This is a genomic window from Marinobacter sp. UBA5687, from assembly GCF_002420325.1.
Taxonomy (GTDB): domain Bacteria; phylum Pseudomonadota; class Gammaproteobacteria; order Pseudomonadales; family Oleiphilaceae; genus Marinobacter; species Marinobacter nauticus.
Genome location: NZ_DIHV01000033.1, coordinates 1 through 25598, shown reverse-complemented (window position 1 = coordinate 25598; position 25598 = coordinate 1). Strand labels below are relative to the sequence as shown.

General features: G+C 59.8%; 22 protein-coding genes. 5 read left to right on the top strand and 17 right to left on the bottom strand.

From position 1 onward, the window contains the following. The coding region (locus tag B3Y70_RS03745) for a metal-dependent hydrolase (RefSeq protein WP_288589213.1) at positions 1-459 on the bottom strand (459 nt) is incomplete at its 3' end. A 219-nt stretch (positions 460-678) separates the two neighbouring features. On the opposite strand from B3Y70_RS03745, the gene B3Y70_RS03740 reads away from it, so the two are divergent. Then, complete coding sequence (locus B3Y70_RS03740) at positions 679-1785, top strand: helix-turn-helix transcriptional regulator (protein ID WP_273030817.1); 1107 nt, start codon at positions 679-681, stop codon at positions 1783-1785. Positions 1786-1892: 107 nt separating this feature from the next. Further along, positions 1893-2300 carry an NINE protein gene (locus B3Y70_RS03735; RefSeq protein ID WP_022993443.1) on the top strand — a complete coding sequence of 136 codons (408 nt, stop codon included), beginning with the start codon at positions 1893-1895 and terminating at the stop codon, positions 2298-2300. Here the strand turns inward: B3Y70_RS03735 and B3Y70_RS03730 are convergent, their stop codons facing one another. Together B3Y70_RS03730 and B3Y70_RS03725 are read right to left on the bottom strand one after the other, a co-directional pair. After that, entirely contained in the window at positions 2301-3668 is a 1368-nt protein-coding gene (locus tag B3Y70_RS03730; RefSeq protein ID WP_022993442.1) for a WS/DGAT/MGAT family O-acyltransferase, read from the bottom strand. It abuts the gene before it with no gap. A 101-nt stretch (positions 3669-3769) separates the two neighbouring features. After that, positions 3770-5647 carry an MFS transporter gene (locus B3Y70_RS03725; RefSeq protein WP_288589210.1) on the bottom strand — a complete coding sequence of 626 codons (1878 nt, stop codon included), beginning with the start codon at positions 5645-5647 and terminating at the stop codon, positions 3770-3772. Between the two features lie 136 nt (positions 5648-5783). Between B3Y70_RS03725 and B3Y70_RS03720 the strand changes: the two genes are divergently transcribed. Continuing rightward, positions 5784-6449 carry a nitroreductase gene (locus tag B3Y70_RS03720; RefSeq protein ID WP_286893581.1) on the top strand — a complete coding sequence of 222 codons (666 nt, stop codon included), beginning with the start codon at positions 5784-5786 and terminating at the stop codon, positions 6447-6449. Between the two features lie 19 nt (positions 6450-6468). Here B3Y70_RS03720 and nirD read toward each other — a convergent pair whose 3' ends face one another. From nirD to B3Y70_RS03705, 3 genes are all read right to left on the bottom strand, one after another. Continuing rightward, the gene (nirD, locus tag B3Y70_RS03715; RefSeq protein WP_286893582.1) at positions 6469-6837 is read right to left on the bottom strand and encodes a nitrite reductase small subunit NirD; all 369 of its coding nucleotides are present in this window, start codon (positions 6835-6837) and stop codon (positions 6469-6471) included. Positions 6838-7006: 169 nt separating this feature from the next. Continuing rightward, complete coding sequence (gene nirB, locus B3Y70_RS03710) at positions 7007-9520, bottom strand: nitrite reductase large subunit NirB (protein ID WP_286893584.1); 2514 nt, start codon at positions 9518-9520, stop codon at positions 7007-7009. A 27-nt stretch (positions 9521-9547) separates the two neighbouring features. Continuing rightward, entirely contained in the window at positions 9548-10777 is a 1230-nt protein-coding gene (locus B3Y70_RS03705; RefSeq protein WP_278351352.1) for an NAD(P)/FAD-dependent oxidoreductase, read from the bottom strand. Positions 10778-11123: 346 nt separating this feature from the next. Here B3Y70_RS03705 and B3Y70_RS03700 point away from each other — a divergent pair, with 346 nt between their 5' ends. Then, positions 11124-12422: a nitrate regulatory protein gene (locus B3Y70_RS03700; protein ID WP_288589208.1), complete on the top strand. Its 1299-nt coding sequence runs from the start codon at positions 11124-11126 to the stop codon at positions 12420-12422. A gap of 44 nt (positions 12423-12466) precedes the next feature. Here the strand turns inward: B3Y70_RS03700 and B3Y70_RS03695 are convergent, their stop codons facing one another. The 3 genes from B3Y70_RS03695 to B3Y70_RS03685 all read right to left on the bottom strand — a co-directional run bounded on the left by B3Y70_RS03695 (position 12467) and on the right by B3Y70_RS03685 (position 15850). Beyond that, a complete protein-coding gene (locus B3Y70_RS03695) occupies positions 12467-13327 on the bottom strand; it encodes an ABC transporter ATP-binding protein (protein WP_113879597.1) in 861 nt (286 codons plus the stop codon). 152 nt (positions 13328-13479) lie between these two features. Beyond that, a complete protein-coding gene (locus B3Y70_RS03690; protein WP_153739761.1) occupies positions 13480-14472 on the bottom strand; it encodes an ABC transporter permease in 993 nt (330 codons plus the stop codon). A gap of 13 nt (positions 14473-14485) precedes the next feature. Then, positions 14486-15850 carry a CmpA/NrtA family ABC transporter substrate-binding protein gene (locus B3Y70_RS03685; RefSeq protein WP_273030805.1) on the bottom strand — a complete coding sequence of 455 codons (1365 nt, stop codon included), beginning with the start codon at positions 15848-15850 and terminating at the stop codon, positions 14486-14488. A gap of 476 nt (positions 15851-16326) precedes the next feature. Between B3Y70_RS03685 and B3Y70_RS03680 the strand changes: the two genes are divergently transcribed. Next, positions 16327-19002: a nitrate reductase gene (locus B3Y70_RS03680; RefSeq protein WP_288589206.1), complete on the top strand. Its 2676-nt coding sequence runs from the start codon at positions 16327-16329 to the stop codon at positions 19000-19002. A gap of 1 nt (position 19003) precedes the next feature. Here the strand turns inward: B3Y70_RS03680 and B3Y70_RS03675 are convergent, their stop codons facing one another. The 8 genes from B3Y70_RS03675 to B3Y70_RS03640 all read right to left on the bottom strand — a co-directional run. Further along, positions 19004-19711 carry a hypothetical protein gene (locus tag B3Y70_RS03675; protein ID WP_273030801.1) on the bottom strand — a complete coding sequence of 236 codons (708 nt, stop codon included), beginning with the start codon at positions 19709-19711 and terminating at the stop codon, positions 19004-19006. A gap of 120 nt (positions 19712-19831) precedes the next feature. After that, on the bottom strand, positions 19832-20350 hold the full coding sequence (locus B3Y70_RS03670) for an Hcp family type VI secretion system effector (RefSeq protein WP_011783759.1): 519 nt from the start codon (positions 20348-20350) through the stop codon (positions 19832-19834). A gap of 207 nt (positions 20351-20557) precedes the next feature. Further along, entirely contained in the window at positions 20558-22297 is a 1740-nt protein-coding gene (locus B3Y70_RS03665; protein ID WP_286893660.1) for a bifunctional protein-serine/threonine kinase/phosphatase, read from the bottom strand. A 58-nt stretch (positions 22298-22355) separates the two neighbouring features. Beyond that, positions 22356-23204 (bottom strand): formate/nitrite transporter family protein, encoded by an 849-nt coding sequence (locus B3Y70_RS03660; RefSeq protein WP_011783761.1) that lies wholly within the window; start codon positions 23202-23204, stop codon positions 22356-22358. Between the two features lie 316 nt (positions 23205-23520). Beyond that, positions 23521-24276 carry a TonB family protein gene (locus B3Y70_RS03655; protein ID WP_286893657.1) on the bottom strand — a complete coding sequence of 252 codons (756 nt, stop codon included), beginning with the start codon at positions 24274-24276 and terminating at the stop codon, positions 23521-23523. Next, positions 24273-24683, bottom strand: a complete 411-nt coding sequence (locus tag B3Y70_RS03650; protein ID WP_222562725.1) for an ExbD/TolR family protein — start codon at positions 24681-24683, stop codon at positions 24273-24275. The genes B3Y70_RS03655 and B3Y70_RS03650 overlap by 4 nt, the downstream gene beginning before the upstream one ends. Further along, complete coding sequence (locus tag B3Y70_RS03645; protein WP_286893655.1) at positions 24680-25075, bottom strand: ExbD/TolR family protein; 396 nt, start codon at positions 25073-25075, stop codon at positions 24680-24682. The genes B3Y70_RS03650 and B3Y70_RS03645 overlap by 4 nt, the downstream gene beginning before the upstream one ends. Continuing rightward, on the bottom strand, positions 25062-25598 hold a 537-nt coding region (locus B3Y70_RS03640; RefSeq protein WP_288589205.1), incomplete at its 5' end, for a MotA/TolQ/ExbB proton channel family protein. The genes B3Y70_RS03640 and B3Y70_RS03645, both read right to left, overlap by 14 nt.

Here is a 25598-nt window from a genome sequence, read left to right as displayed (position 1 = left end):
CAGCAGCATGTCGGCCATCATGGCGGTGATGTGCTCCAGGGCGCAGGTAATGGCCAGTTGGTGGCGTTTGGGCAGCTTCCGCGCCACATCCAGAATCACTTTCAGGTCCCGCTCCATCTCTTCCACCGGCATGCCCTGGTCGCGGACATGCTGGTTCATGGCGATGTGCTCAAGCGAGTGCATGGCTTCCTGGCCGATGAAACCGCGCACGTCCTCCTTCAGTTTCTTGTCCTGGATCTGGTCTCGAAACGCCCGGACCGAGTCCACAAAAAACTGCTCACCCTCGGGAAACAAAACAGACAGGGCGTTCATGGTATGACTGATCAGATAGTTGTTATCCACCCAGTATCTGGGGACCTGTTCGCCAAACTCGAAACCCATGCGCTGGGGTTTGATGGAGACATTGTCCGGGGTATGGGAGGCCTTGCCCGGTTTGTTCGTTTGTGTGGTGGTCAGCATGGTTCTACTCCTTTGCGACGGAACGCTTTGGCTGATGTCATGGAGCCAGTGTGGCGGAGTCAATCCGGATAATGAATGCGCGAAGGGGACGGGCATCGTCCACAATGGGACAGGGGATTGGCCCGGGCGACAGCGGAGTCGGGGCAGCGGGCCCCACTGTGGCGGCAATCCGGTTCTGATAGAGTCAGAAACACGATAAATATCAATCAGGGACACACTATGGCAGGTACCGGTGCAGACAACGAGCGGCAAATGTTGGGGTTGTTCCTGGTGCCCGGGGTGTACCTGCGGGTACTGGCTGAAACCGTTCGTCAACTGGGTTACAACGACCGCCAGCTTTATCAGGGCCTGGATTTCACACATGAGGACCTGAAAGCCAACGACAGTCGGGTTTTCGTCACTGACGCCACTCTGATGGCGCAGCGCGCGCTCGAGGTGGCGGGCAAAGATGGCCTGAGCTTTATACTGGCGAGAGAGTTGCGGCTGACCATCCATGGCACCCTGGGCTTCGCCGCGCTCACCAGCCCGACCTTTGAGGGTGCGTTGGACTCTGTCCGTCGTTATCTTCAGCTGCGGGCGCCCTTTTTGAGCATGAAACAGTCCATAGCCGGTGACAAGGTGCTGGTTCAGCTGTGCGCGGAGTTTGCGTTGCCGCCTATCTCCGAGTTTCTGGCCGAGACGGTCAGCGCCACGTTGATTCTGCTCACTGAACAACTACTCGACCGGAGCGATGCCGAGGCCCGGGGTTTTGCCCTGGAAGAGGGTAAATTACCGGGCGTGTCGGTACACCTGCGGGGCCCTGAGCCAGCCTATTACCGGCGGTTTGCCGCTCAGTTGCCGGTCCGTTTTGAGTTTGGCCAGCCCGAGGAAATGCTGATTTTCCCCCGCAAGCTGCTGGACGTGCGCATGCGCCTGGCGGATGCTGAAGCCTCCCGGATGGCCCGGGACCAGTGTGAATTCGAGTTGCAGAAGGCGCTCAAGGAGCAGGGCGACATCGTGCTGGCGATTCGCAATATGCTGCGGATGACCCCAGGCCCCTTGCCCTCCCTGGAGGCCATGGCCGAGCGCTTCTGCGTGTCTTCCCGCACCCTGAAGCGGCGGTTGGCGGATCGGGAAACCAGTTATCGGGAGATTGTCGAGGCCGTGCTGAAAGATCGGGCCATCCAGTTGCTGCGCTACACCAATCAGTCAGTCAGCGAGATTGCCTATGAACTGGGCTATGCCGATCTGTCCAATTTCAGCCGTGCTTTCCGCAAGTGGACGGGTAAATCCGCCAGTGAGTTTCGCGAGGACGGGCCGGACCCGGCACCGGATCTGGGGCCCTGAGTGCCGTTTGTGATTCTAGCGTTCGCCCCCATATTGATTCGATCAGGCGTCCGTTTTGCGTCTGTGGTGACACACCAAATCCAACTGTGAACAGGAAGAACGCCGCAATGATCGAAAGACCCGACACCCACAGCAAGCTGATCGGCTACCTGCTCTGGATATTCGGATTCCTGGGTTCGCACCGTTTCTATTACGGCAAGCCGGTGACCGGCACCATCTGGTTCTTTACTCTGGGGCTGCTGTTTATCGGCTGGATTATTGATTTGTTCCTGATTCCGGCTATGGACAAGGAAGCTGATTACCGGTTCCAGGATGGCCAGATCAGCTACAACATCGGCTGGATACTGCTGACCTTCCTGGGGGTTTTCGGGGTGCACCGGATGTACATGGGCAAATGGCTCACCGGCATCCTGTACCTGCTCACCGGCGGCCTGTTTTTCATCGGTGTGCTGTACGATTTCTGGACCCTGAACAGCCAGATTTCCGAGCGTAACCGGGCCGATCAGCTGGCCTGATTACAGACCGGCGTTGCGCTCCAGCTCTGCCAGACCCTGTTCCAGGTAGTCCAGCATCCGTTGCAGGCTGGGCAGGGTCCGGCGACAGCCAATCAGGCCGAACTCCACCTGGTCGTTATAGCTGGTCAGTGTCATGTTCAGGGCCAGTCTGTCCATATCGATAGACACCGGATACATGCCTTCCAGTTTCGCCCCGTTCCAGTACAGGGGCCTGGATGGCCCGGGGACATTGGAAATCACCACATTGAAGGTCTGCCACTTGGGCGCCAGCCCGGTCAGCAGGTGGAAGGCGGCCGGCGCCAGGGTCAGGGCCGTGTAGTTGACGATTTCCTCCGGGCTCATATGCCGGTAGCGCTGCTTGGCCTCTTCCATGCCGTGGTGAATTTTTAACAGTCGTTCGCCGGCCTCCTGCACATCGGTGTGAAGGCTCGCCAGGATGACGCCTACCTGGTTTCCACCGGAGCTGTCGTCCCGGCGTAGCGACACCGGCACAAAGGCCACCAGTGGTTTCTCCGGCAAGGCATCCTGATTCATCAGATAGGTACGCAGAGCCGCTGCGCACATGGCAGTCACGACATCGTTGACCGTGGTGCCGTAGGCCTCGCACACGGCGCGAATCCGTTTCAGGCACCAGGACTGAGCGGCGAAACGACGGGAACCGGTGATTTTCTGGTTCAGCATGCAGCGCGGGGCATGGAAAATGGAGTCGTAGGCCGGATCCTTCCGGGCCTGATTGATGGTTTTCAGTAACTCCTTTGCCACGGTGGGAATGGTGCCGAGCTGGCGGCCCGAAAGCCCCAGCAAATGGGTGACACTGCGCCAGAGGGAGTGTCCATCCGACTCGCCCCTATCCCGTGACAGGCAAGGCAGATCCCAGATTGGCGGCATGCCGTGTTCGTCCGGGTTTTCACTCAGCATCCGGGTGGCCATGCGCATGGCCGAGACACCGTCCACCAGGGAATGGTGAACCTTGGTGTAGAGCGCGAACTGCCTGTCTTTCAGGCCTTCGATCAGGTGCACCTCCCACATGGGGCGCTCCCGGTCCATGAGGTGCGAATGCTCCGCCGATACGAACGACAGCAGCTCCCGAATACGCCCGGGTGTGGGCAGCGCCTCGAAGCGGAAATGATGCTCAAGGTCCAGGTGCTCATCCTCCACCCATACCGGCTGGCCCAGGCGATAGCTCAGGCGCTGGTTAAAGGGGGCGGTCACCTCCGTCTTCTGCCGAAGCTGATCTGCCAGCTGCGCGACATAGTCGTCCGGCGCGCCTTCGGGGAAGGAAAACAGCTGGAGGCCGCCCACATGCATGGGCTGCTGGCGTTTTTCCAGCCAGAGAAAGAGCTGGTCAGTGGGATTCAGGGGCGTCACGGGGCAATCCTTGTTCTTGGTTTATGCCCCGATACTACCCCACTCCGAGCGGGTAAAAATTGGCTTTGGTAACAGCACCACCAAAAAGCCCGGCGAAAAGACTATTGTGCATCTCCACGCAGCGCTTTGACCTTTTGTTCCAGACGCTCGGCACTGGCCTCGTGGGGCGAGACCGGGAGACCAGCCAGCAGATGAATCCGGGACCAGAACCGCCGTGGCCAATGGCTGAAGGCCGGCCCGCCACAATGGCTGAAAAAGCTGCCCCAGAGGCCGCGCAGTGCCATTGGCACCACCGGTACCGGTCGCCGGGCCAGAATCATGTCGACACCGGGCTTGAAGGTATCGACCTCGCCGTCTTTGGTGAGTTTGCCTTCCGGGAAAATACAGACCACATGGCCGGCTGCGAGTTCTTCATCAATGCGGTCGAAAGCGGCTTCGTAAATCTCCGGCACCTTTGATTTCGGACCAATGGGGATAGCCTTGGCCAGGCGGAAGAAACCGCCCATGACCGGTGTCGCGAAAATGTTGTGATCCATTACGAATCGGACGGGCCGCCGTACCGCGCCGGCGATCACCAGGGCATCCATGTAGGAGACGTGGTTGCACACCAGCAGCACGGGGCCCTGCTCGGGTATCCGGTCCAGGTTGTGGTGCGTGACCCGATAAATCGTGTGGGACAGGACCCAGATCACAAAGCGCAGGGCAAAGTCCGGTACCTGCTGGTACACGTAGGCCGCCACCATCAGGTTCATGATCGACAGCACCAGGAAGAATTCGGGAATGGTGAGCCCGAACAGGCCGAGCATGAGCATGCCCAGCAGCGCGCTGACCACCATAAACAGGGCGTTGAAAATATTCAGGGCGGCGATCACGCGGGCCCGGGTGGCCGGTGGTGTTTCCTGCTGGACATAAGCATACAGCGGCACGATAAACAGGCCGCCAAAGATACCGATGGCCAACAGGTCAATGGCGACCTGGCGATAATGGGGATCGGTTATGATCAGCCACCAGTCTGAGGGAATCGGCTGCTCCGGCATATTGAAGAACAGATCGATGCCGAAGAAGCTCAGGCCAATGGAGCCGATGGGTACGATCCCCAGTTCAATCTTGTGGCCGGACAGCCGCTCACAGGCAATGGAGCCGGCGGCGATGCCGATGGTGAAAATCGCCAACAGCAAGGTGACGACCGTTTCGTCACCCATCAGGTGAGTCTTGGCGAAGTTCGGAAACTGGGTCAGATAGGCGGCACCCAGAAACCAGAACCAGGAAATTGCCATGATGCTCAGGAATACATTGTGATTGTCCCGGGCAATGGCCATCAGTTTCCAGGTTTCCTGCAGCGGCCGGAAACGAATACGCAGATCCGGCGCTGCTGCCTCGGCCCTGGGAATCCGCCAGGCGGCCACCAGGCCAATCACCGCCAGCACCGCAATGGCGATGGCAATCACGGGGCCGGGAGCCGCAGCTTTCATCATCACGCCGGCCATCAGGGTACCCACCAGGATGGCCACAAAGGTGCCCATCTCTACCAGCGCGTTACCACCCACCAGCTCGGATTCTTTCAGTGCCTGGGGCAGGATCGCGTACTTCACCGGCCCGAAAAACGCGGATTGCACGCCGGTGAGAAACAGCAGAAGGAACAACACCTCGTACCAGCCAAACCAGAGCCCGACCGCGGCAATGCCCATGATCACCACCTCGGCGAATTTGATCCAGCGGATAACCGTGGATTTCTCGTACCGGTCCGCCACCTGGCCGGCAATGGCGGAGAACAGGAAAAACGGCAGGATAAACAGCATCGCGGCCAGATTGACCACCACATCCGACGACAGGCCAAACAGGCCCCCGGCGCTATAGGTCACCAGCAGCAACAAGGCATTCTTGAACAGGTTGTCGTTGAAGGCACCGGCAAACTGGGTAACAAAGAATGGCAGGAACCGTCGCTCGGACAGCAGGCGAAACTGACTGTGATCTTCCATAACCTGAGGCTCTCCCTATGGGGTTCGCCGCAGACTATACGGCGCCCGGGAGGTGGTCAAGCGCGGCTGTTGTGCGCATACTGGATGCCGGATAGTGTTCCCAACTTAATGTTCTGGATGATGTGGAGTCTTGCCTATGGATGTTCAGCAGGCTGTTGTGTCGCGCCGCTCGGTGCGGGACTTTCTGGATACCCCGGTGCCTGAAGCCATGCTTCGAACAGTAATCGAAACGGCGACCCGGTCGCCATCCGGCGGCAACCTGCAACCCTGGCACCTGCACGTTGTCACCGGCGATGCTCTGGCCCGACTCAAAGCCTTGATGCAGGAGAAGGTCAGCAAAGGTTTCAACGAAGTCCCGGAATACGAAATCTACCCACCGAAACTGCAATCGCCCTACCGCGACCGCCGCTTCGAAGTCGGCGAGCTCATGTACCGCCAGCTCGAGATCCCCAGGGAAGACAAAGCTGCACGCTTCGAATGGTTCAAACGCAACTTCCAATTTTTCGGTGCCCCGGTTGGCCTGTTCTGCACCGTCGACGACAACATGGGCCCGCCCCAGTGGTCCGATCTGGGCATGATCCTGCAAACCATTATGCTGTTGCTACGCGCCGAAGGCCTCGACAGCTGCGCCCAGGAATCCTGGTCGGTGTACCCGAAAACCATCAGCGAATTCCTGGACTTGCCCGAACACCGCAAAGTCTTCGCCGGCATGGCCATCGGCTACGCCAACCCCGACAGCCCGGTGAACCAGCTCACCAGCCCAAGGGCGCCGCTGGAAGAAAACGTCGAATTCATCAGCTGACGTAAGCGTCTCTCAGATCTCAGGCGGCCACCGACGCCGCCTGAGCCACCGGCACTTCCAGTCGGATCCGGTTGCCGTCCAGCAACACCGGATAGACCTTCACCTGCATGCTCTCGTCTTCCAGACATTGCCCACTGCGCAGGCTGAAATGCTGCTTGTACAACGGCGACGCCACCACCGGCTCGCCGTTGATATCCCCGGTAATGCCTCGGGCCAGCACGTTCGAGCCACTGAACGGATCGGTATGGCTGATGGCAAACAATGCCGGCAGGCGGTGTGGCAGATAAAACACCGCCACCGGCCCGTCGTCGGTCCAAACCGCAATACCGGAATCAGCTACCAGATCGTCCACGGTGCACACTGCTTCCCAACAAGTCCGAGCTTTCATAGCAAAGTCTCCAAATTCCAAGGTCGTTAAGTTTCCTATCCCACAGATGTTTGTGAGCGTGGGAGCCGGATTCATTTTCTGGCAGGAAAAAAGATGTCTGAGCAAAGCGAGTTATTTTTTCCAGAAGAAAATGAATCCGGCTCCCGCGCTCCGCCCCCAAACCAGAAGGCTACGAAGAAGCCACCTCCAAAACAGGCCGACGCTGCCCCCGCTCTGAAGTCCACTGCTGCACCGGATCCTTCTGCTCCGGCGCATTCACAAACTCCCGGAACCGCTTACGCTTCTCCGGATCCTCAACGGCGGACTTCCACTCGCACTGATAGGTCTCCACCAGATCCGCCATATGCTGCTCCAGCTCCTCGCCAATGCCGAGGCTGTCCTCCAGCACCACCTGCTTCAGATACTCCAGGCCACCTTCCAGATTTTCCATCCAGACCGACGTCCGCTGCAGCCGGTCCGCCGTGCGCACATAAAACATCACCACCCGGTCGATGGTGCGGATCAGCTCCTCATCCGACAGATCGGTGGCAAACAGATCCGCATGCCGTGGCCGCATCCCGCCGTTGCCACACACATACAGGTTCCAGCCCTTCTCCGTGGCAATTACCCCGAAATCCTTGCTCTGGGCCTCCGCGCATTCACGGGTGCAGCCGGACACCGCCATCTTCACCTTGTGCGGCGCTCGCAGGCCCTTGTAGCGGTTCTCCAGGGTAATCGCCATGCCCACGCTGTCCTGCACGCCGTAGCGGCACCAGGTGCTGCCGACGCAGGACTTCACCGTACGCAGCGACTTGCCATAGGCGTGCCCGGTCTCAAAACCGGCGGCGATCAGCTTCTCCCAGATCTCCGGCAGCTCGCTCAGGGTGGCGCCGAACAGATCCACACGCTGGCCGCCGGTGATCTTGGTGTACAGGTTGTACTCCCTGGCCACCTCGCCCAGCACAATCAGCTTGTCCGGAGTAATTTCACCGCCGGGAATGCGCGGCACAATCGAGTAAGTGCCGTTCTTTTGCATGTTGGCCATGAAGGTGTCGTTGGTGTCCTGCAGGGGTACGTGGTCGGTGGCCAGAATGTGCTCGTTCCAGCAGGTGGCCAGAATGGAGCCCACCGTTGGCTTACAGATGTCACAGCCCTGGCCCTTGCCGTATTGTTTGAGCAGACCCCGGAAGGTGCGGATACCGTTCACCTTCACCAGATGGAACAGTTCCTGTCGGGTGTAGGGGAAGTGTTCGCAAAGGTCGGTACACACCTCCACGCCGCGCTTTTCCAGCTCGCTGTCCACCACCTTCTTCAGTAAAGCCGCACAGCCGCCGCAACCGGTACTGGCCTTGGTTTCAGCCTTGACGCCGCCAAGATCGGTGCAGCCGGCGTCAATGGCGCCGCAGATATCGCCCTTGGTGACGTTGTGGCAGGAACAGATGGAGGCGGTGTCCGGCAGGGCGTCGGCCCCCAGGGCAGGCGCGCCTCCTTCGCTTTCCGGCAGAATCAGCGCTTCCGGGTTGGCGGGCAGCTCAATGCCATTGAGGGCGTATTGCAGCAGGGTGTCGTAGGGGCCGTTGTCGCCCACCAGAATGGCGCCCAGCAGAGTCTTGCCGTCCTGGCTCACCACCATGCGCCGGTAGTGGCCGGCCTGCTCATCGTGAAAACGGATATTGCGTGCACCCGGGGTCTGGCCGTGGGCATCGCCGATGGAGCCCACATCCACCCCCAGCAGCTTGAGCTTGGTGCTCATATCGGCACCGGTAAAGGCCGCACCGGTGTCTTTGTTCAAAGCGGCCGACAGGGTGCGCGCCATGGTGTAACCCGGAGCCACCAGTCCGAAGATGCGATTGTTCCAGAGTGCGCATTCACCGATAGCGTGAATGTTCGGGTCTGAGGTGGTGCATTGATTGTTGACCACAATCCCGCCGCGTTCGCCCACATCCAGGCCGCAGGCCCGGGCCAGGGTATCCTGGGGACGGATGCCGGCGGAAAACACAATCAGATCGGTTTCCAGATGGCTGTCGTCGGCGAAGTTCATCCTCAGCCGCGCGTCGCTGCCCGGAACAATGGCCGTGGTGGCTTTCTCGGTGTGCACCTGCACGCCCAGATCCTCGATCTTCTGGCGCAAAAGGGCGCCACCCTGATCGTCCAGCTGCACAGGCATCAGGCGCGGGGCAAATTCCACCACATGGGCCTGCAGCCCCAGGCTTTTCAGGGCGTTTGCCGCTTCCAGCCCCAGCAGACCGCCGCCCACCACGACACCGGTTTTCGCTGACTGGGCGCTGGCCTGAATGGCATCCAGATCGTCCAGGGTTCGGTACACAAAGCAGCCATCCTGATCGTTGCCCTTAATGGGCGGTACGAACGGGTAGGAGCCGGTGGCCAGCACCAGTTGATCGTAGGTGTACTCGCCTTTCGGTGTCGTCAGCACGCGGGTGTTCCGGTCGATGGCGGTGACCGGCTCATTCAGGCGAAGATCGATGCCCTGTTCCGCGTACCAGTCTGCTGTGCCCATGGCGAGGTCAGCGTGAGTGGATCCGGTGAAGTATTCCGACAGATGCACCCGGTCGTAGGCCAGCTGCTTCTCTTCACCGAACACGATCACCCGGTAGGTCTCGGCCGCCGGGGACTGGCTGAACTGTTCCAGGAAGTGATGGCCAACCATACCGTTGCCGATCACGATCAGGGTCTGTTTACTCATCTTGCTGTCCTCTCTCTTGGCAGCCTATCAGGCTGCTGCGTCGCAATAGGTTTTGCCGAAAGCGATGGTGTCCCGGTAGCGGGAGACATCGGCGCCGGAGCGAATCAGTTCGCTGTACCAGGGCCCGTTGGCGGTATCGCCCAGCAGGATGGCGCCGGCGAGCCGGTTGCCATCCAGCAGCAGTTGGCCGTAGACCGCGTGGGTTCGGTCCTGCCATTCAATGATTTCGGTATGCTCGCCGGGGATTACCCGGCCACAGGAAAAAATGGGCAGATCGCTGATTTTCAGTCGGGTGGCCACTTCTCCGGGCTCAAATGCTCTGGCTCCCGGCACCTGGCAAAGATGCTGTGCCAGGATCCGGGCCTGCTCGTAACCGGGTTCGACCAGGCCAAAGGTGTGCTCCTGAAACTGACAGCACTCACCCAGTGCGTAGATATGCGGGTTGGACGTCATCAGGTTCGGAGTGACTCGAATACCCCGGTCACAGTTGAGGCCGGCGTCAGCTGCCAATCCCTTGTTGGGTTCAATACCGGTAGCAATAACCACCAGGTCCGTGGCCAGTACCGTGCCGTCACTCAGTTCCACGGCGCGGACCTGATTTCGGCCGAGCAGGGAGACCGGCGAGGTGCCGGTTCGGATACTCAGCCCCCGCTGCTGTAACTTCTGCTTCAGGATATCGCCGGCGATCGGGTTCAGCTGGCGGTTGAGCAGGTGGCCGCTGCGGTGCAGCACCGTAACGTCCAAGCCCCTGGTCCTGAGCCCTTCGGCCGCCTCCAGACCGAGAAAGCCGCCGCCGATGACCACGGCCCGACGGTGTGACTTTGCCTGCCGGATCAGCGTGCGGGTGTCGGCCAGATCCCGGAAGTTCATCACGCCGTCAAGGTCTTCACCAGGGAGGCCAAGGCGGGAGGGCCGTGCTCCGGTAGCCAGCACCAGCGTGTGATAGGACTGGGTGCGGCCACAGGCGGTTGTTACCTGGCGCTGGCCCGGACTGATATGGGTGACAGGCTCATGCTGGTACACCTGTATTCGGTGCTTGTGGAACCACTGCCAGGGTTTCAGTTCCAGATCGGTTTCCTGAATCTGATCGGCCAATAATGACGACAACTGGATCCGGTTGTAGGCAGCGAAGGGCTCACCGTTAAACACCACAATGCGGCTGAACGGATGCCCCTGGGCTACCAGTTGCTCCAGCAGCCGCTGCGCGACCATGCCGTGGCCGCAGATCACCAGCGGGTTGTCCTGTGTGTGTTCCATGGAACTGAACTCCTCCAGCAACGAAAAAAGCCGGAGCATCATGCTCTCCGAAGAGAACAGATGGTCCGGCACCAATGCCAACAACAATGATCTGATGGTCCGGCCTGATTCCATGGCCGGGACAGTCGTCCTTGCCTAAGTGTTTGCGATCTCCGTGCCAACTTTTTCAGGCTTTATTATTCAATAGCTTAGGCGAGTCCGCTGAAAGAGGCCGGCTGGTGGGCATCAAAAGAGTGCCCCGGGATGGGGCGAAACGCACGATGATTGGGCCGGAATGACTGGCCTGTAAATTGCTGCAGTCCGGGTAGAAAGGAACCAACTGTGTACCGACACCAGGAGCTGCACCATGAACACCAAACGCCATCCCCGTATGACCGCGACAGCGACTGCTGCGGAATTTCTGATGGCCTCCCGCCAGTGCGAGATCCGTAATCTGGAGTACTTTCTGCAGATGGGGCGGTTGGTGCAGAGCGTGGGCAATCTGGTCCATGGCCTGCAACGGGAGCGAGGCGCCACCAATCTTTATCTGGGGTCCGGTTGCCAACGCTTTGCCCGGGAACGTACCGCCATGGTCAAGGAAAACGACCAGTTGGCCGCTACCTTCCGGCAGGCATTGGCAGACATTCAGGAGGACCTCACCACCCATCCGGTCAGCAGCCCACTGCTCGGGCACATCGCCAGCGCCCTGCACAGCCTCGACCAACTGCCCGGGTTGCGGCAGCGGGTGAATGACCAGGAGGCCAGTGTTTCGGAGGCCACGGAGTGGTTCTGCGACAGTATTCATCAACTGATTACGGTCGTTTTCGAAGCGGCAGAAACCGTGGCAGAGCCTTCGATTGCGGGACTGCTTGTGGCCATGGTGCATGTCATGAACGGCAAGGAATATTGTGGTCAGGAGCGGGCCGCAGGTTCTGCGGGATTCTCCAGCGGACACTTCGATAACGCACTGTCACGGCGCATGATGCACCTGGTTGAAGCGCAGGAGCGGTGTTTTGAGGTCTTTGTCGGCTTCGCCAGTGAGGAGAGCCTGTCGCTCTGGCAAGCCCTGCGCGCTCACCCGCGGGAACTGGAAATTGAGCGGATGCGACAGATGGCCGTTTCGGTCGGGCCCTATAAGTCTCTGGATAAAGACATGGCCGACCGCTGGTTCAATCTGATGACAGAGCGCATGGACGATCTGAAGAAGATTGAGGATTCCGTTGAGAGCGCTTTCCACCATCGCTGTGTTGAGCGCTATACCGAAGCGCGCCACTCCCTGGCTCATCAGGAAACCCTGCTGGTCTCGCTGGAACAACGCCATGCCTCCACAACGCCCGTGCTGGTGGTTTGCGATAACGGTGTAGAGGCCGGAGCTGCCGATACGTGGGTCGGGGAAGGTGTCGGGCAGCAATCGGGCCGATCCATCTTTGACCTGGTCCAGGAACAGACCCGCCGCCTGCGCCAGATGTCTGAAGAATTGCAGAGCGCCAAAGAAGCTCTGGAAGATCGTCGTACCCAGGAAAAGGCCGTCCTGCTGTTGATGGAACACCGCAACATCAGCAATGACGAAGCCCACCGCCTGCTGCGAAAACTGGCCATGGACCAGGGCAAGCGACTGCCCGAAGTCGCCCGGGCACTGGTATCCATGGCAGGGGTCTTAAGCTGATACTTGAACCAGGCCGGGACGGGGCGCCCCGCCCCGGCATAAAGTCAGGCCGAAGCTGAATGCCTGGCTGCCGGCGCCTCGGGTTTTGCACTGCTGCCGCGGCGACTGTTCAGAGACTCCAGCTTGCGCTGCTTCTCGTATAGGAACGACAACACCTCCTGCCGGTAATGCACATATTGGGCATCGTCCGCCAGGGCCACACGATTGCGAGGCCTTGGCAGATCAATGTGCAGATCCTCCCCCACCGTGGCGGCAGGGCCGTTGGTCATCATGATAATGCGGTCGGACAACAGCACCGCCTCGTCCACATCGTGGGTAATCATGATCACGGTATTGTTCAGCTCCTGCTGAATTTCCATCAGTGAATCCTGCAAATGGGCCCGTGTCAGGGCATCCAGCGCCCCGAACGGCTCATCCATCAGCAACACACTGGGTTTCATGGCCAATGCCCGGGCGATGCCCACCCGTTGCGCCATCCCCCCGGAAATCTCGCCCGGCCGCTTGTTGGCGGCGTGGGCCATATTCACCAGTTCCAGGTTATGGGTAATCCAGTCCTTGCGCTCCTGCCGGGTCATCGACTTGCGAAACACCTGCCGGACCGCCAGTTCCACGTTTTCATACACCGTTAACCAGGGCATCAGGGCATGATTCTGAAACACCACCGCCCGCTCGGGACCGGGGGAATTTACCTCATGCCCATCCAGCACACAGCCACCCCTGGAGGCCTGCAGTAACCCGGCAACAATGTTCAGCACCGTTGATTTTCCGCAGCCGGAATGGCCGATCAGTGAAACAAACTCCCCTTTCTGGATCTTCAGGTTCACATTGTCCAGGGCAATGAAAGGCCCTTTCGGCGTATCAAACGCCATTTCAACACCGGTTAGTTCTAAATGTGGTTTACTCATGGAATTCACCTCAAAAGCAAGCGGAGCGCCGGGTGGGTTACGCCTCCCGAAACCCTCAAAAACATGGATGTTTTTGCGGAGCGTACATGGATGTACTCGCCGCGTGTTTCGGGAGGCGTAACCCACCCGGTGCGGCATGCTCCAGAACGGGATCACTCATTCCAGGCCACCTTCCGCTGAATCAACAGCATGACCCGATCCAGCAAGAACCCGATAAACCCGATGGCCAGCACCGCCACCATAATCCGACTCAAAGACTGGCTACTGCCATTCTGGAACTCATCCCAGACAAACTTGCCCAGCCCCGGGCTTTGCGCCAGCATCTCGGCGGCAATCAGCACCATCCAGGCAATGCCCAGCGACACCCGCAAGCCGGTAAAGATCATCGGCACCGACGAAGGCAACACCACCTTGCGAACGTGGGTCCAGAACGACAGCCGAAGTACCCGGGAGACGTTCAGCAGGTCGGGGTTTACCGCTGCCACTCCAACGCTGGTGTTGATCAGTGTTGGCCAAAGACTGCACAGAGTGACCGTAATCATCGAGGTCAGGAACGACTTCTCGAACATTGGATCGTCACTGACATAGGTGGCCGATACCACCATGGTCACCAGCGGCAGCCAGGCCAGCGGAGAGACCGGTTTGAAGATCTGGATCAATGGGTTCACCGCAGCCTGGAAATACCGGTTGAGGCCAAACACAATGCCCAGAGGTACTGCAATCAGCGACGCCAGGGCGAAACCGGCCAGCACCGTCAGCAGGCTGGTGACCACCTGGTCGAGAAAGGTGGGTGCGCCGGGGTAAGCCCGGATACGGACGTCGGCCTCAGGGTTGTCAGCCAGAATGCGGGCATTACGCTCTTCCTGCATGGTGATGAATTTATCCGCCCGTTCCCGCTGGCTAACATGCTCCTGCCACAGTTGTCCGGATTGTTCCCACACCTGCACCGGGCCGGGAAAGGCCCCCAGGGAGGTTTCCACCTGTGGCGCGGCCAGATGCCAGAAGCCCAGGAAGACCAGAATACCAACCAGTGGTAACAGCAGCTGCTTGGCCCGGCTGAGCCATTCGCCCGGTTGCAGACCGGAAATCAGCTGGCGGCTGCCACTGGCCATGGACTGACCGATTCTTGCGCTTAACGTTGTCATGTCAGGCCCTCCCTTACGGTGTCTCCGACCCTTTCAGGCCGATACTGAAACGGTTGATGTAGGCATTGGGTTCGCGCGGAGTGAAAGGGACGCCGTCAATCAGCTCACCCTGCATGGGGCGTTCGAAATTCTCCTGGGCAAAGTCCGGGAAATCACTGGCAGTCATCAGGCCGTCCTCGATCAGTGACTGGGCGGCTTCGGCGTAAAGATCGCCCCGATACACCCGGGCTGCGGTCTTCATATACCAGTCGTCGGATTGTGCTTCGGGAATCTGGCCCCAGCGCCGCATCTGACTCAGGTACCAGATCGCATCAGACGGATACGGATAGGTAGCGTGGTAGCGGAAAAAGACGTTGAAATCCGGTACTTCCCGGACATCGCCCTTTTCATACTCGAAGGTACCGGTCATGGAGTTGGCAATCACTTCCCTGTCGGCCCCCACGTAGCTGGGGCGGGCAAGGATGTCCACGGCGGCCTCCCGGTTGGCATTCTGGTTTTCGTCCAGCCAGTAAGCTGCGCGGATCAGAGCCCGCAGTAACCGAAGGTGGGTATTGGGGTTCTGCTCGGCCCAGGCTTCGGTGACTCCGAACACCTTTTCCGGGTTGTTGGGCCAGATTTCATAATCGGTAATCACCGGCACACCGATGCCCTTGAAAACCGCCTGCTGATTCCAGGGCTCGCCCACGCAGTAGCCCTGGATGGTGCCTGCTTCCATGGTGGCGGGCATCTGGGGCGGCGGTGTCACGGAGAGGTGCACGTCGGCCTGGATGGTGCCGCTGGTATCGCCGCGCTGGGGCGCGTAGAAGCCGGGATTCAGGCCACCGGCGGCCAACCAGTAACGCAGTTCGTAATTGTGAGTGGACACCGGAAACACCATGCCCATGCGGAAGCGCTCGCCGTTGGCGCGGGTCTGCTCAACCACTGGCTTCAGCGCGCTGGCTGAAATCGGGTGTTCCGGATGATCGCCTTCCATTTCCAGGTTTGGTTTCATCGCTTCCCAGACGTCATTGGACACGGTAATACCGTTACCGTTGAGGTCCATACTGAAGGCGGTGATGATATCGGCCTGGGTGCCATAGCCTATGGATGCGCCCAGAGGTTGGCCGGCCAGCATGTGGGCACCATCCAGTTCACCGGTGATGACCCGGTCCAGCAGCACTTTCCAGTTCGCCTGGGCTTCGAGTTCTACGAATAACCCTTCGTCCATGAAGTAGCCCTGTTCCCAGGCAACCGCCAGGGGCGCCATATCCGTGAGTTTGATAAAGCCAAGCTTGAGATCGGGTTTCTCCGCCGGGCCAATATCGGCCTGGGCCAGGGAACTCAGGCCGATCAGGGTGGCGGTCAGTAAAGGTCGAACATAATGGTTCACTGTCTTCATCGTGATGCCTCTCGGTTCTCTCATTTCAGACGCGCAAAAAAAAGCGCCTGCCTCCGTTGCCGGAGAGCAGGCGCCGATGCCTGTAAATGGGAGCTGTGATGTCGTGATGGTTCACTAACCACTCAGCACAAGCCGTGCCATTTAGGACTGTTTATATATTTCAGTAAGTTGCGGGCGCTCGTGTTGTTCCGGTTGGGGGATCAGGTTGTGTGGCGGGGTGGTTTTGGTGCAAAAAAAAGCCCTTTGCACCAAGGTGAACGCCCATCGATAGGCTTTTCAAGGAGGTCGTTTAACGGTGCACGTCGCTTCAAAACGCGCACCATGCGCCATTCAAGGCCCTTGGAGACATCAAATCGTGCGCTGGCCCCCTAATTGCTTTCTTTTATGGCAGACAACACAGGCAACGAAGCCCTCCCCCCGGCTCTGGAAACGGAAACCGGGTGGTGGGCTTTTTTGGTTCAAGAGCGAGGAACACCATGAAACACCACGACACGCCAGCGGACTCTATTGCCACCACCTGCCCTTACTGTGGAGTTGGCTGCGGTGTTCTGGCAGCCCCTGGCCATGTCGAAGGCGATCATCGGCACCCGGCCAATGGCGGACGGCTTTGCGTCAAAGGTTCTGCCTTACACGAGACGCTGGAGGATGCCAACCGGTTGCTGGTGCCAAAGGTTGCAGGCTTTGAGGTGACATGGGAGGAAGCCATTGACCGGGTAGCGGGGGCCATTTCCGATTCGGTGCGGGAGCATGGCGCGGAGTCCGTGGCCTTCTATCTCTCCGGGCAGCTACTCACGGAGGATTATTACATTGCCAACAAGCTGGCAAAGGGGTTTATCGGCACACCGCATGTGGATACCAATTCCAGACTGTGCATGTCCTCGGCCGTTGCGGCACATAAGCGTGCTTTTGGCGAGGACTGTGTTCCCGGTTGCTACGAGGATCTTGAGCTGGCGGACCTGCTGGTGCTCGCGGGCAGCAACGCCTCCTGGGCCCACCCGGTACTGTACCAGCGAATGAGTGCAGCGCGCCGTCAGGGACGGAGAGTGGTGGTCATCGATCCCAGAAAGACAGCGACAGCGGATCTCGCTGATCTGCACCTTCAGCTTCGCCCCGGAACCGACACCCTGTTGTTCAATGGCCTGTTGGTCTGGCTGCACGATCACGGGGCCCTGGCGGAGGACTACCTTGCAGAGCATTGTAACGGCTTCGAGGAAACCCTGGCGATCGCCCGATCCTGTGCGCCTTCCGTGCAAGCGGTAGCCAGGGGCTGCGATCTGGCAGTAGAAGAGGTGGAGTGTTTCTATCGATGGTTTGCAGACACCGGACGGACAGTGACCGCGTTTTCCCAAGGCATTAATCAGTCGGTTGCTGGTACGGATAAGGCCAACGCCATCATTAACTGCCATCTGGCTACTGGCCGGGTGGGCCGACCGGGAGCGAGCCCGTTTTCGCTGACGGGACAACCCAATGCCATGGGTGGCCGTGAAGTTGGCGGGCTGGCCAATACTCTGGCAGCCCATATGGATTATGACACCCCGGGCGCTTTGCTCAGGGTTTCGGATTTCTGGCACAGCGAGAAGATGGCCCGTGGTCCCGGCCATAAAGCGGTGGACCTGTTCGAGGCAGTCCATCGGGGAGAGATCCGGGTACTCTGGGTGATGGGCACCAACCCCGCAGTCAGCCTGCCGGGCAGCGAACGTATTCACCAGGCACTGTCCCGTTGCCAGACTCTGATCGTCTCGGATTGTGTGGCCCAGACCGATACCACGCAGTTTGCCGATATTCTCTTGCCGGCTGCCGGTTGGGGCGAGAAAGATGGAACGGTGACCAATTCCGAACGGCGCATTTCACGCCAACGCCGGTTTTTGCCCCTGCCGGAGCAGGTCCGGCCGGACTGGCAGATTATTCGGGACGTTGCCTGTTCGCTGGGTCATGCACATGCTTTCGATTACACATGCCCTGCCGATATCTTTCGCGAACATGCGGTGTTGTCCGGTTATGGTAACGGAGGCGAGCGTGTGTTCAATATCTCCGCCTTGTCTCAACTCAGCAATCAGGAGTACGACGAGCTGGCGCCGGTGCAGTGGCCGGTCACGGATGGTAACCCCGGGGCCTGGTTGCAAACCCGTCGGCTATTTGGGAACGGGCAATTTCCCACGCCGGATGGCCGGGCACGATTGGTGCCCGTGTCCAGTTTGCCGCCCGGGCAGCTGCCTGGACACCGGTACCCGCTGGTGGTGAATACCGGCCGAATCCGTGACCAATGGCATACCATGACCCGAACGGCCCTGGCACCCAGGCTGTTTGCCCATCGCAGCGAGCCGTTCATAGAGTTGCACCCGGCGGACATTGCCGGCTTTGGTTTGATTGAAGGTGCCCTGGCAGTGCTGCGTGGGCCGGGTAATGCAGGCTACGTTGGCCGGGTCCGGGGCAGCACCGGCCAGCGCACAGGTGAAGTGTTTGTGCCCATCCACTGGAATGGCCGGTTTGCCTCCTCTGCTTTGGCGTCCAGCCTGATCCGTCCGGTTGTGGACCCCATTTCCGGTCAGCCAGAAGGCAAGCATGGTGTGGCGACCATCCGGCCTCTGGTGACCCGCTGGCAGGCGAGGCTATTGCTGCGTGATCCCCGCCTTGCCTCGTTGGACCACACCGCTCTTGCCTACTGGAGCTGCCAGCGCCTGCCGCACAGTCACGGCTGGTGGTTCGCCGGTGGCCACGAGATGAACTGGCGGGACTGGGGGCACCGGTGTTTTTCGCGGGAACCGGAACTGGTTATGGAAGACCGCGCGAGACAGCGCTACCGGGCCGCCTGGCTTAGTGGCGATCGACTGGACGCCGTGTTGCTGGTTGAGCCCTGTGTCCAGACCATGCCGGATCTGGACTGGCTGGACAGTTGCTTTGGCAAAGGTGAGCTGGCGCCGGAACAACGCCGCTCGTTACTGGCGGCAGGCACAGTGGAAGGGGAAGCGTCAGGGCCGATTATCTGCAGTTGTTTTGGCGTGGGTGAGCACCAGATTGCCCAGGCCATTGAACAGGGCATGGCCAGCCCCGAAGCACTGGGTGAGCAGCTGAAGTGTGGCACCAACTGTGGCTCCTGCCTGCCGGAGATCCGGGACCTGCTGGCGCGCACCGGGGCTCGGGAACCTGCCTGAATCAGGCCGCGGCCGCCCGCCTAAGCAGCGACAATGGTACCCGATAGCGAAGGATCCGGGCATGCTGGCTGACAGTCACCGTGCAGGTCTTGCGGTTAACGCGTACCACCTGGCCCCGCTTCTCGCGCCGGCCATCGCCGAACACCACCGAATCCCCCACCTGCCAGCGCCGGTGCTCCGCAGCGGGACTCGGAAATTCAAAGGGTCTACTGGGTAGCGCTATCCCGCAGTCGCTGGCCAGCCCGGACAGGTAACGTCGGGTAACGTCGGCTGCACCGCTATGATGCAGCTCGTCCAGGGCTTCATAGAAATGCCGGTTGTGAACGGAGCCGTAATGCCGTTGCCCGGCGCTGTGCTGCAGCAAATGGGCAAACTCATGGCAGCAGGTATGCGCCAACAGGTTCAGCACAGTTACCTCGCCCCCGAAATAACCCCGGCCACGGATCTCCCGGGTTGATAGCCAGCCCTGGGCGGTGGCCGGTTGATGCTTGGCGGCGATCATCCGGGCTCCGTAGGTAATCAGGTGCTGTTTCTTGCGAGGATCAAAACGGTGGTAGGTGGCCTGGCCCGAGCCGACCCGCAATGCCAGCCCGGCGCCCGGATTTGCCTGCTGAACCCAGCCTTCAGCCGGCGTCCAGAGAATGTCCCGGGTGGTCTGGCACATGAGGGTGCCAATCTGCCTTGCTGTTTGCGATTGAGTGGGGGTCACAAAATGTACCGGTGGCGCTTGATCTCGAATGTCAGGCAGCTATTTTCCAGTAATTTGCTGGTGAAAACAAAAACGGCCGGCCCGAGGGCCAGCCGTTTTCCTGCGATCGAACCTGAGGGATCAGGCTTCGACCGGGGAACGCCAGTCGTCAGCACCGGAAGTGCCGGCAACAGCGTGTTCCCAGGTAACCTTACGGTAGGCCAGGGATACTTCTACCAGTTGGGTGAACTCGGCCTTGGCCGGATCCTGGCAGTGGGGCATGTTGCAATCGATGTTGATGATGGTGGCATCTTCCAGGATGGTGGAGAAGAAGTGCTCCTGTTTGCCTTCTACGGAAGTGCGGTACCACTTCAGCTCTACCTTCGGCAGCATTTCGCCGGAAGCCAGGGCGTTGTACATCAGCGGAGTGGCTTTGTTCAGGGCCGCAGTGAACTTGAACGGCTTGTGAACACGCTGACCGGAAGGCTGACCGGACTGGGGATCCGTTGGAACGGTAACAACGTGGCTGAATTCCTGGACCAGCACTTCGTCTTCATGACCTTCAACGTAGATGTTGCCTACGGAATCGGAAGTGAACGCGCCAGCGGTGATGTTACCCTGGGTTTGGCCTTCGATGCTGATATAACAAGGAGTTGGCATAGTCTGCTCCATGACAATGTTGTGAATGAGTGTCCCAAGGATGTTCCCTGGACGGCATAATAGATAACAATCGCCGTGCCAGTTGTTGAATGTATTGATATAACAACTAGTTACGTGGAGTTCGGGCAATGTCTGAGTGTCTTCGGGCAAGGCGTTGCTTGGCGGGCGGGCGAGCTTTTGCTGGCTGGGCAATAAATGGCCCGGGGCTCAGTTCCAGGAGCCACTGGCCAGGGAGGTTAATAGTGCCAGCAGGAGCAGGGCCGAGACGCCTTGCCAGAAACGCACCGGATGCCGCTCCATGAGAGGTGGATGGTGTCGGGCACGCCAGTCTCGTCCGGGGTGTCGGAGTTCGTAGAGCAGTTCCGATAACGCCGGGTAGCGGCGATGGGGCTCCGGATGGGTAGCCCGGGCCAGGGTGGCATCCAGCCACGGCGGCAGGTCTTCACGCCAGGCCCTGGCGGGCCGGTATGTCAGAGCCTGTAGTTGTTTGCGAGTGCGGATGCGGGGTACATCGGTATGGTAGGGCAGGCGCCCGGTTAATAGTTGATAGATAATCACGCCCAGGGCGTACTGGTCCGACTGCCAGCTGCCGGGTTCGCCGAGAAAGAGCTCCGGCGCCGAGTAGAGGGCGGCTCCAACCGGATAGCAAGCGGCAGGCTTGCCCGCTTCTTCCAGACCGGCGACCCGGGTGGCTCCGAAATCGACCAGCATGGCGCGGCCATCCGGTGTGATCAGGACATTTTCGGGTTTCAGATCCTGGTGCACCATTTCCAGCCGGTGGAAGGCCCTGAGCCCCCGGATAATCTGCTCGGCCAGTTGTCGCACGGTTTCCAGATCTGGCTGCGGGTGATCAAGCATCCATTGCCGCAAGGTACAACCTTCTACAAAGTCAGTAGCCAGATACAGGCAACTTTGCGGACGCTCCGGGGCAAAGATGGCAACCACATGGGGGCTCTGAACGCGCTGGGCAATCCAGCGTTCAGTAACGAATCGCTCCAGCTCATCCGGATACTGCCGCAACTCCATCGCCGGGAACTTAATTGCGGCTTGCTTCCCGGACCTCTCATCCCTGGCCAGGTAAACGTGGCTTCGGCTGCTGATATGCAGGGCCCGGATGATTCGGTAGCCGTCCAGCACCTCACCGGGAGCGGGCTCGCGCGCGAATGGCAGTTCGCGATAGGCTTTCTGGGCGCTGGTGTCCTGTGTCCGAGAGGGTAACCGGGTTACCCGCAATACCTGGACCGTCAGGTTATCCTCACTTCCCCTTTCCAGGGCGAGTTGGGCCAGCGACCGGGCGGCGTGATCCAGATCGTCCCCGTTGTCGGCAAGGCAGTGGGTGATATCACCGGCCGAGAGCCGTTCGTAAACACCATCGGTCATCATCAGAAACACGTCGTTCCGGTGCAGGGCGAGACTGCGATACTCGATATCCAGTTGCGGGCTCAGTCCAAGAGCCCGGTTCAGGCAGCTTTCCTCGGCCGAAAGCCAGACCCGGTGGTCGGTTGTGAGTTGTTCCAGAGTGTTGCCCTGAAGCCGGTAGATACGGGCGTCTCCCACATGAAACAGGTGCGCCGTTGCGGATTTCAGAACCAGGGCACTGAAGGTGCAGACGTAGCCCCGGTCCTGGTCATAGCGATATCGGCTTTGCCGGGTCTGAGCGTGTAGCCAGGCATTGGTCGCCCGAACTACCCGTTCGGCCGATTGTTTCACCGACCAGCTCTCGGGGGTTGAGTAGTAGTCGCTCAGGAAGCCGGCCACTGCAGCTTCACTGGCTACCTGGCTGACATTGCTGGAGCTGATGCCATCGGCGATCACCGCCGCAATGCCTTTGCTGTGGCGCTGATGATTGTCGGGTATCAGCAGGCCGTGGAAATCCTGATTGGCGGGTTTCCGACCGGCGCTGCTGAATTGTCCGGCTTCTATCGTGAGCTGTTCGCAGTTGGACATGAATATGAGCCACTGAAGCCCGCCGGTGTGTGCGGCACCGGCGGGGCCTTAGTGGTAATCAGGCGCTGCGGGCGCTGACGGGTTCGCGGTAGTCTGTTGCCAGGGTGCGCTTGGGTGCGGTGCGAACGTGGGTGGCGTAAAGCGTCAGTCCAGTGAAGGACAGGCCACCTACCAGGTTGCCCAGAACGGTGGGGATCTCGTTCCAGATGAAGTAATCCATGATACTGAACTCGCCGCCCATCATCAGCGCAAACGGGAACAGGAACATGTTGACGATGGAGTGCTCAAAGCCCATGTAGAAGAACAGCATGATCGGCATCCACATGGCCAGTACCTTGCCCTGGACCGTGGTGGAGATCATCGCGCCCACCACGCCCATGGATACCATCCAGTTACACAGTACACCCCGCAGGAAGATGGTGAACCAGCCAGCCACACCATGTTCGGCATAACCCAGGGTACGGGCCTTGCCGATCGAGGCAATTTTGTCCCCGACCACTCCGGCTTCGGTGTTGAAACCGTAGGTGAAAACAAAGGCCATGATGGTGGCAACCGTCAGGGCGCCGCCGAAGTTACCCAGGAACACCCAGCCCCAGTTTCGAAGGATGCCGCGGGTATCCACCCCGGGGCGTCGGTCGAGAAGGGCCAGCGGGGTCAGCATGAACACCCCGGTGAGCAGGTCGAACCCCATCAGATAAAGCATGCAGAACCCGACCGGAAACAGCAGTGCGCCGACCAGCGGGCTGCCGGTCTGTACGCCGACGGTAATGGCGAATACCGCCGCCAGTGCCAGGATGGCCCCGGCCATAAAGGCCCGGATGAGGACATCCCGGGTGGCCATGTAGATTTTTGATTCACCGGCGTCCACCATCTTGGTGACGAACTCCGAAGGCATGATGTAAGACATAGTGTGTTCCCCTGATCGCTTTCTGGTTATCTGGAGCCAACAAAAAACGGCGCCCTCATTGCCTGCCCGGTAGGGGCTGGAATGAGTAGACGCCGTCGTCTGAACAGAATGTGCGCGGGCAGCCTGAATGAAGATGAACAGGCTATCTGCTGAGGATGTCTGAGCAGAGAGTGTGCCAGTGTTGGGAGCTTTCAGGGTTTGATTTAAGAATCAACAGGTTGAGTGAGGGGATCGGTTGCGGTTTCGTGCCTGCTTTGCTGGTCGGCGCACCGGCAGAGTGCGCCCTGCCTTTCCTTGGTGCCTGGCAGGGAGTGAGTCAGCGCAGATTAAAACGGACTGGCAAAGCGTAGGTAAAGGACTTGCCGCGCATGGAGTCCGGCACGGCTGGCAGTGGCGCGGCCTGCGCCAGCATGGCCAGAGCGGCGTCGTCCAGCAGTGGGTGCCCGGAACTGTCGCGCAGCGAGTGTTCCACCAGCGAGCCATCACGCCGGAACTCGAAGACAATCACCGGTGTACCCTCCTGGCCTAGCCGGCGGGCACGGCGAGGATACTCGTAATAGCGCGCCAGGTGCCGGCTGAGCTTGCTCAGGTAGCTGTCTACCTGTGATGACTGACCGGCATTCTGTAAAGGTACCGCGCTTTGGTTGGTGTTACTGTCCGCTTCTTCGCCCTGAGGTTGTTCTGGGCTTTCTGCCACGGCCTCGGTGGGACTGGATTCTGGCTCCTGCGGTGTGGGGGCAGGTTCTGGTATTGGCTCAGGTTCTGGTTCTGGCACGGGTTCAGGTTTCGGTTCTGGCTTTGGCTCTGGTTTGGGCTCTGGTTTGGGCTCTGGCTTGGGCTGCGGTTCTGGCTCTGGAGCCGGTTCGGGTTCCGGCGCGACCTCCGGCTTTGGCTCTACCGATTTCCTGCCGGCGAGATTGATCTTGATTGCGGGGGCGGTGTTCACGGCACTGTCGCCCAGAACCGGCATCTCCAGGATTTCCTCGGGCGTGGCCAGGATTGCTGCAAGGGCGGTTGCGATCATGGCGATGATCAGGAACAGGGCCTTGTGTAGCCGACCTGCTGTTGTCATGTGGCAGGCTCCGTGAGCAGCAGAACTTCCGAATAACCGCCCTCTTCCAGAATCCTGAGCAAGTCCTCCAGCTCGGTCATGGTCAGGCTTTGATCCGCCGCAATCTTCAAGGGTACGTTCTCATCCGGAGCCGGAAGCGCGGCAAGCAGACTCTCGCGGGTCTGGTGCTTGCCTTCGACCTGCCATTGGCCATCGGCCTGAACCATCATGTCGGCTTCGGGTGCCTGCTGATCCGGACTCTGCTCGGTGCCAGGCAGTTCTGGCAGCGGCTCGTTGGTGAGTTGTCCGGCCACAATGAAAAACATCAGCAGCAGAAACACCAGATTGATCAAAGGCAGCAACGCGTCTTCAACGCGTTCCAGAAGGCCCTTGCCAGAGGTTGATGGGGGTGGAACCAGTTCTGTCATGAGTCAGGCGTGTTCGCACGCTTCCAGTGAGGTTCAATGCCAGCGTTATCCAGCGCACTGAGGGTCCGGGTGAAATGGGCCAGGCTGGTATCGGGTGTTGTGGCCAGATTGGCTTCACTCACACCTTCAACGTTCAGCGTCGACAGTAACTGCGCCAGGGTGTGATCCTTCTCCTTCCAGCGCACCGTGCCATCGGCATTGACTCTGAGTTCTGGTAGAGGCTCACCCGTGGCAGTGCTCTGCTGGCCGGTATTGTTCGCCAGTTCCAGGTAATCTACCGGTAGCAATCGGGTGGTGAGCATAAAGAACACCAACAGGATGAACACCACATCGATCAGTGGTGTTATCCGGATGGGAATCGGGCGGTTTGGCCGGGGGTCAACCAGCTGCATGAGCCAGCCGCTGATTATCGCCTACCGAGTAACCCCGGTCAGTCTCTGCTGCTCTGTTAGCGCGGGGTTCGGCCACCGGTGTAGCTGGTTCGGCCTGCGTGGCCTGCTCGTTGCCAGGTAAAACGTTGAAGACGCTGACCAGGGCGCTGTTGATGGTTTTGTGAATCCGGCGCAGACGGAACTCGATCCAGGCCGCCAGAGCCGCAAAGGGAATGGCCACCACCAGGCCTGCGGCTGTCGTGGTCAGCGCCTCATAGATGCCACCGGACAGCTGGCTGGCGTTGGCGCGGCCGTCGGTCGCCGCCATCGCGCTGAATGCCTCCATCATGCCCATTACAGTGCCCAGCAGGCCCAGCAACGGGGCCAGAGCAGCAATCACTTCGATGATTTTTAACGGTGCCTCGAACGGTTCCAGCGCCGCTTGTGCATCCCGTACTGCCGTTTCCCGCACCGCACTGATGTTCGGATTGCTTTTGCTGGCGGTCATGGTGTTGACCAACAGATGCATCAGTGGATTGGTGCG